5 protein-coding genes are annotated in these 6,833 nt (G+C 66.2%); 1 reads left to right on the forward strand and 4 read right to left on the reverse strand.

Going from position 1 to position 6,833, the window contains the following annotated elements; genetic code table 11:
* Positions 1 to 364 precede the first annotated feature (364 nt).
* The 3 genes from BO1_RS42350 to BO1_RS42360 all read right to left on the reverse strand — a co-directional run bounded on the left by BO1_RS42350 (position 365) and on the right by BO1_RS42360 (position 3,638).
* Positions 365 to 1,510, reverse strand: coding sequence for a porin (locus tag BO1_RS42350; protein ID WP_028222741.1), 1,146 nt, complete (start codon positions 1,508 to 1,510; stop codon positions 365 to 367).
* A gap of 113 nt (positions 1,511 to 1,623) precedes the next feature.
* On the reverse strand, positions 1,624 to 2,409 hold the full coding sequence (locus BO1_RS42355) for a transporter substrate-binding domain-containing protein (RefSeq protein ID WP_052409813.1): 786 nt from the start codon (positions 2,407 to 2,409) through the stop codon (positions 1,624 to 1,626).
* Between the two features lie 53 nt (positions 2,410 to 2,462).
* A complete protein-coding gene (locus tag BO1_RS42360) occupies positions 2,463 to 3,638 on the reverse strand; it encodes an amidohydrolase (protein WP_245644050.1) in 1,176 nt (391 codons plus the stop codon).
* Positions 3,639 to 3,807: 169 nt separating this feature from the next.
* Between BO1_RS42360 and BO1_RS42365 the strand changes: the two genes are divergently transcribed.
* Positions 3,808 to 4,713 carry a LysR family transcriptional regulator gene (locus BO1_RS42365; protein WP_028222744.1) on the forward strand — a complete coding sequence of 302 codons (906 nt, stop codon included), beginning with the start codon at positions 3,808 to 3,810 and terminating at the stop codon, positions 4,711 to 4,713.
* A gap of 27 nt (positions 4,714 to 4,740) precedes the next feature.
* On the opposite strand, the gene BO1_RS42370 is transcribed toward BO1_RS42365, so the two are convergent.
* On the reverse strand, positions 4,741 to 6,723 hold the full coding sequence (locus BO1_RS42370) for an oxidoreductase (protein ID WP_028222745.1): 1,983 nt from the start codon (positions 6,721 to 6,723) through the stop codon (positions 4,741 to 4,743).
* Positions 6,724 to 6,833: the final 110 nt, after the last annotated feature.

A 6,833-nucleotide genomic window follows, 5' to 3' on the forward strand; every position in this document is an offset into this window, starting at 1 on the left:
CAACGCTTGCGGCCCGCCGCGAAAACAAGTTAAGGCCAACCTAAAACCAGGCGGCCACAGCCGCCCCCAAGCACGAACCTTGCTTACCACCAGCGCACCCACCAATGCGCTGACGAATCCTGCGGAACAGCGCCGGTCGCATCCAACGCTTTCCCGAGGAGTGTTCGTGGACACCCAACTCTTCATCCTGTTTGGCGCATTCGCGCTGCTGAGTGCATGGTGCCTGTTCCTGATCGCCCATCTCGCCGATGGTGATGACGCGTTTCGAAACCTGTCCGCACGCACGAGTCGCCGTCGCGAGGCCAAAAGTAGCGGCCCGCCAGCGCGACCCGCTACTCCCGGCAGGGCCGATCCTCCCCCACTACTAGAAGAAGTGCCGCAACCCCACGCCAACCACCGACTGAACATCGCCCGAAGCCGGCGAAAGCGTATTGATCTGCGCCTGTGCGAAAGGTGACCCCTCGCCAGAAACACGCTGATAGACCCCTTGGGCATAAATGCTGGTGCGATGCGAGAGTGCATATTCGGCCACGAAACCGAACTGGTTCCAGTGCGGCGAGTTCCCGTCGACCCGCGCCTCAGTGTACGTATAGGCGCCACTCAGGCTGACCGCGGGTGTAACGTGCCAGACCGCATTGACCTCCGCGTTATTAAAGCTCAAGGAGCTCGCGCCAGTGAAACTCGCACTTTGATATTCGCCCGAGGGCTGCGAGAACGTCGAGCGCGTGAGATTCGCGTGCAAGTCCACTTTCGAGAGCGAGTACCCGAGGCCCACACCATAAATACGCTGCCCGTTGGCGGTGAAATTGGCGTCGGCCGCATCGACTGCGCCAAAGGTTCCGGGCGCGTCGTCGCCCGCATGATCGATCTGCTCGTAGACCAGCGCGGCGCTGAAAGGCCCGTTTCGATAGCGCGCGGCCGCCTCCCAGACGCGGTTGTCGGCGAACCCCGAACCGCCCGTCGCCGACGCCGCCTTGTTGCTGAACGCATAGGTCGCGCCCACGTCGAAGCCGCCAACGCTCACGCTTTCATAGCGCACCGCGTTGTTCAGCAAGAAGGAGTCCCAAAGATTATCGTTGTCGAAAGGGTGAGCGAAGAATGTGCCACCCCAGTTGCCGCCGGCTGAGAAGTCGCCGAGGTAGGCCGTCATCGAATCGGCCTGGCGGCCGAGCTTGAGCGTGCCGAGGCGCTCGTTCTGCAGGCCAACCCAGGCGTAGTCGCCCCACATGCGTCCGCTCGGCCACGCGGTGCCGTTGTTGGCGGAGAACGTGGTGGAGAGCATGAACAGCGCCTTGTTGCCGTCACCGAGATCTTCAGTGCCGCGCAGGCCCCATTTGGTGGGGGCCGTGGTGCCGCTGACCGTCTGCAGCGCATGCGCGCCGCCCTGGTTGCCGGTATAGACGATGCCCTCGTCGATGATGCCAAACAGCGTGACGCTGGAGTCGTTGCTTGCGTGCGCGCCGAGCGCGAACGCGCCCAGCACGCAACCCAGTAGTGCGTGTCGTTTCATGTTTTCAATCAGCGGGTAGAAGCCCAATAGCGGGCCACGGTGAACCGCGCAGGACGCGCCGCGCGCGGGCGTGTCCCCGCGTTAGCCGGCGTGCACCTGCACGGGTGCGGCGCTTACTTCGTTGCCGGCGTGGCGTCCAGATACTTGTGCGTCAGACGGTCGATCGTGCCGTCCTGCTTGAGTTGCGCGATGGCGGTGTCGAGCGCCTGCAGCGTATGCGGATCGTTCTTGCGCACGCCAATCACGCTGCTCATGGAAAGCAGCGCCGGGTCGACGATCTGCGGGCCCGCCAGCTCGAAGCTCTTGCCCTCGGGCTTCGCGAGGAAGCCGAGCCGCGCAGCGGCGCCGATGACGAGCGTGCCGTCGAGCCGCCCGTTCGAGAGGTCGGCATAGACGCTGTTCTGGTCCGGGTACTCGACGACCGAAACGCCATGCGGCGCCCAGTTGAGCTTCGCGAAGGCCTCCTGGGTCGAGCCCTGCAGCACGCCAATGCGCTTGCCAGCCAGCGACGCCGCATTGGGCTGCAGATGCGCGGCCTTCGGCGCGAGCAGGCGAATGTCCGCCGGATAGAGCGGCGTGGTGAAGTCCATCACGGCGCGGCGCGCCGCCGTTGCCGCGAGCGACGCGTTGATGGCGTCGAACTTGCGCGATTGCAGGCCGGCGATCAGCCCGTCGAAGCTGCCCTCCACCCATTCGCATTTCACGTGCGCGGCGGCGCACAGCGCATTGCCGAGCTCGATGTCGAGCCCGGCGAGCTGGCCGCTCGGCAGCTTGTATTCGTACGGCGGATAGGTCGGGTCGGTGCCGAAGCGCAAGGTTTCGGCCTGCGCGGATTGCGCGAGGACGAGTGAGGCGGCGGCAAGCGCTGCGCCGAGCATCGGCAGCAGGTGCGGTTTCATCAGTGTCTCCTGACTGGATTGGGAATTGTGTTCAAGACGCGTGAGTGCACGCACTACGCGCTCAGGCGCGCGAGCGCCAGCGTCACGAAGAAGCGCACGCCAAGCGGCAGCACTTCGTCGTTGAAATCGAACTCGGGATGGTGGCAATAGACGCCGCCCTGGCCCAGCAGCACGTAAGCGCCGGGCCGGCGCAGCAGGAATTCGGAGAAGTCCTCGGAGCCGTTGAGCGGCGCGAACTCGCGCAGCACGTTCTCCGGGCCGAAGACCTCGGCTGCGGCGGCCTCCGCAGCCTCGGCCTGCGCGCGATGATTGATCGTCGCCGGTGAGCTGCCGTAGAAGCGCACCGCGATCTCGCATTCGGTCGCCAGCGCGACGCCCGCGCAGATCGCCTCGATGCGTGCCTTCATGCGCGCGCGCACGCTTTCGTCGAAGGTGCGCACCGTGCCCGTCATTTTGGCCTGCGAAGGAATCACGTTCGACGCGCTGCCCGCGTGAATGCTGCCGACGCTCAAGACGGCTGCCGCTGCCGGATCGATCGCGCGGCTCACGACCGTCTGCAACGCACAGATGAGTTGCGCGGATGCCGCGACCGGATCCTTCGTTTTCTCCGGCGAGGAGCCATGGCCGCCCACGCCGGTCACGTTAATCTCGAACTCGTCGCAGGACGCGAGCATGGCCCCATCGCGCACGCCGAATGTCCCCGGCGCGAAGTGCGGCGCGTTGTGCATCGCGTAGATCTCGTCGTAGGGAAAGCGCGTCTCGAGGCCGTCGTCGAGCATGGCGAGCGCGCCGCCGCCCGTCTCCTCCGCGGGCTGGAAGATCAGCACCAGCGTGCCGGCAAAGTCGCGATGGCGGCTGAAATGGCGGGCCGCGCCGAGCAGCATGGCCGTGTGGCCGTCATGGCCACAGCCGTGGAATACGCCTTGCCGCAAGGAGCGGTGCAACGGACGCCCTTCCTCGTTCATCGGCAGCGCATCCATGTCGGCGCGCAGCGCGATCGTGCGAACGCTGTTCGGCCCACTCTCCGGCCCGCTGCGCGAGCCGCGAATCACGCCCACCACCCCGGTCTTGCCCACGCCCGTGTGCGTTTCGATATTCCAGGCACGCAGTTTCGCCGCGACCAGCTCGCTCGTGCGCATCTCGTCGAACGCTGTCTCCGGGTTCGCGTGGATGTCCCGCCGCAACGCGACGAGCTCGTCGAAGTCCGTATCGATCAAATCCGCTCCCACTTTTCCTCCCTCTCTTCGGTGCATGCGGTGCATGCGCTGCATGCCGTGACTTCCGTGCATCAGGCCGCGCCCGTGCGGGGGCGGCGAAGTGGCTATACTAGCCAGCGCCGCGACTGGTCAATTTCCAGTTTTTTATGTACATAGCCAAGGCTCATGGGCCGCGAAAGCGATGAAAACCACCCAACTGCGCATCCTCGTGGCCATTGCCGAGCACGGCACGCTGATGGCCGCCGCCCATGCGCTGTGCCTGTCCCAGCCCGCCGTGACCAAGAGCATCAAGGAGCTGGAGGCGCGCCTCGGCGTGCAGCTGCTCGTGCGCAGCGGCTCGGGCATTCGTCTGACGCCCTATGGCGAGGCGCTGCTGCGGCGCGCGCGCACCGTGGTTGGCGAGATCGAGCGCGCGGAGCAGGAACTGGAGGAGATGAAGACGTCTTCGGTGCTGACGATCCGGATTGGTGTGTCGCTGCTGGCCGCCTCGATCGTGGTGCCGGATGCCATCCACGCGTTCCGCACGCGCTTTCCCAATGTGCCGCTCGACGTGTTCGAGTTCCAGACGACCCGGCTCATCGACGGCCTGCGAGACGGCTCGTTCGACATGTGCATCGGCTTTACGGCCCCGGGAGACGCCGGCACCGAGTTCCGCGTGGTCCCGCTGGGCTTCGTCGCGCAGTCGCTCGCGCTCAAGCGCGGCGACCCGCTGGCCGGCGAGACGCGGCTCACGCGCCTGCGCGAGGCGCACTGGCTCTACAACTACACGCGCAAGAGCATGCCGGCGTTCTGGGCCACGCTGACCGCGCAGGCCGGCGCCAGCGCCCAGCTCGCACCGCCGTCACGCGTCACCGTGTGCACCGCGCGGCGGCTCTATACGGAACTCGCGAGCGAGGCGGGCGTGGTGAGCGTGTGGCCCGACTTCCAGCTGGAGGAGGAAATCGCGCGCGGCACGCTGGAGCGCATCGCACTCGATTGGAAGCTGCCGCGGCTAGAGCTCAGCGTCCTGTATCGCAAGGACCTCGTCCTGAGCGGCGAGGCCGAGTATTTCCTCGAATGCCTGCAAAGCAAGGCGCTGCCGGGTTGAGCAGGCGCCTGGCTCCTCTCACTCGCCCTAAACTTGCCAACCGGCCTTTAGCCCTTCGTAGACGGCCTCCTCCGCCGTGCGCGGCGCCAGGCAGTCGCCAATCACGATCAACTCGGCCAGCGGCGCATCTTCGCGGCCATTGGCGAGCGGCCGCAATGCCGCTTCGAGCCCGGACTCGGGCTTGTGGCCGTGACACAGCACGAGCGTATCGACGCCTTCGAAGACGATGGGCTCCTCGCTCGTGGTGTGCTGCATGAACACGGTGTCGCCATCGCATCCGTACAGGCGCGCGTACGGCGTCACCGGGATCTGGCGCCGATGCAGCTCGGCGGCAATGTCGTCGCGCACATAAAGCGGCAGCGTCTCGCCCGCGTGCGTGCCGTTCACCGCGAGCCGGACGGCGGTGCCCGCGCGCGCGAGCAGTTCCGCCACGCCCGGCCCGATCCAGTCGGAGCGCCAGTCGACCACGAGCGCGCGCGCGCCCACTTGGGCCTCTCCGCGCAGCACCTGCCACGCGTTCACCACTGCCACGCCGCCGTCGCTTTCGAACTCGGGCAGCCAGGGCGTCGCGCCTGTCGCGAGAATCACGGCGTCGGGCCGCAGATCGCGGATCATCGCCGCATCGACGCGGGTGTTCTTCACCACGCGTGCGCCCGACAACTCGATCTCGCGCGCGAGATTCGTCGCAATGCCGCCGAACTCGCTGCGGCGCGGCAGCAACTGCGCGAGCAGCGCCTGCCCGCCGAGCTGATTGCCGGCCTCGTAGAGCGTGACGTCGTGCCCGCGCCTGGCGGCAGTGACCGCCGCCTTCATGCCGGCCGGGCCGCCGCCGACCACCACGACCTTGCGGCGCCGCGCGGCCGGCTTCATCTCGCCGTAAGTGAGCTCGCGTCCCGTCTCGGGATGCTGGATGCACGAAATCGGATAACCGCGATGGAAGTGGCCGATACAGGCCTGGTTGCAGCCGATACAGGCGCGAATGTCGTCGGTGTTGCCCGCCTGGGCCTTGACCGGCATTTGCGGATCGCAGATCAGCGCGCGCGTCATGCCGCATACGTCGGCCTGGCCTTTGGCGATGACCGCTTCGGCTTCGTGAGGCTGATTGATCCGGCCGCCGACGAACACGGGAATCGAGAGGCTTTCCTTGAACGATTTCGCATCGGGGGCGACGTAGGCGTTGGCGAACGACATGGGTGGAGCGATATGCATCGCACCGCCGAGCGACGCCGAATTGCCCGCGATGATGTTCACGTAGTCGAGATGGGCTTGGAGATGCGTGCACGCGTGAAGCGCATCTTCGGCGGTGAGGCCGCTTGCGTCGCGCTCGCCGGCGCTGATGCGCATGCCGATCACGAAGTCTTCGGAGGTTTGGCGGCGGATTTCGTCGAGCACTTCGCGGAGGAAGCGCAGGCGGTTTTCGGGGGTGCCACCGTATGCGTCGGTGCGATGGTTTACGCGGGGATTGAGGAATTGCGAGGGCAGATAGCCGTGGCTCGCGACGAATTCCACGCCGTCGAGGCCGGCCTCGTGCATGCGGCGTGCGGCCTGGCCGTAGCCGCGTATGATCTCGTCGATCATCGCGTGGGGGAGTTCGCGTGGCATCACGCGGAAGCGTTCGTTGGGCTCGGGTGAAGGGGCGTAGGCGACTGCCAGCAGGCCGTCTGCTGATTCCATTAGCTCGCGGCCTGGGTGGAAGAGCTGTGAGAACAGCTTGCAGCCGTGGGCGTGGACTGCTTCGGCCAGGCGGCGGTAGCCTGGTATACAGCTGTCGTCGGTTGCCATCAGCAGGTGCGAGGTGTAGCGCGCGGTCTCGTGCACGCCGGCGACCTGCATCACGATCAGGCCCGCGCCGCCGCGCGCTCTGGCCTCGTGGTAGGCAATCAATGCGTCGTTGACGCGGCCGTCCGTTGGGAGCGTTGTGTCGTGGCCCGTCGACATGATGCGGTTCTTTAGCGTCGCAGCGCGAAGTTTTAGCGGCGTGAACAAGTGCGGGAACATTGTCGCGTTCATCTAGGCTTGCCTTTTTAGCAGGTTTGTTTTTGAGCGCCGGGCGCTCGGGCCTTAATCGTGAGGTATCAGGCGTTGGCCTTAACTTGGTTTCGCGGCGGGCCGCAAGCGTC

The sequence above is a fragment of the Paraburkholderia oxyphila NBRC 105797 genome (assembly GCF_000685075.1).
Classification (GTDB): Bacteria; Pseudomonadota; Gammaproteobacteria; order Burkholderiales; family Burkholderiaceae; genus Paraburkholderia; species Paraburkholderia oxyphila.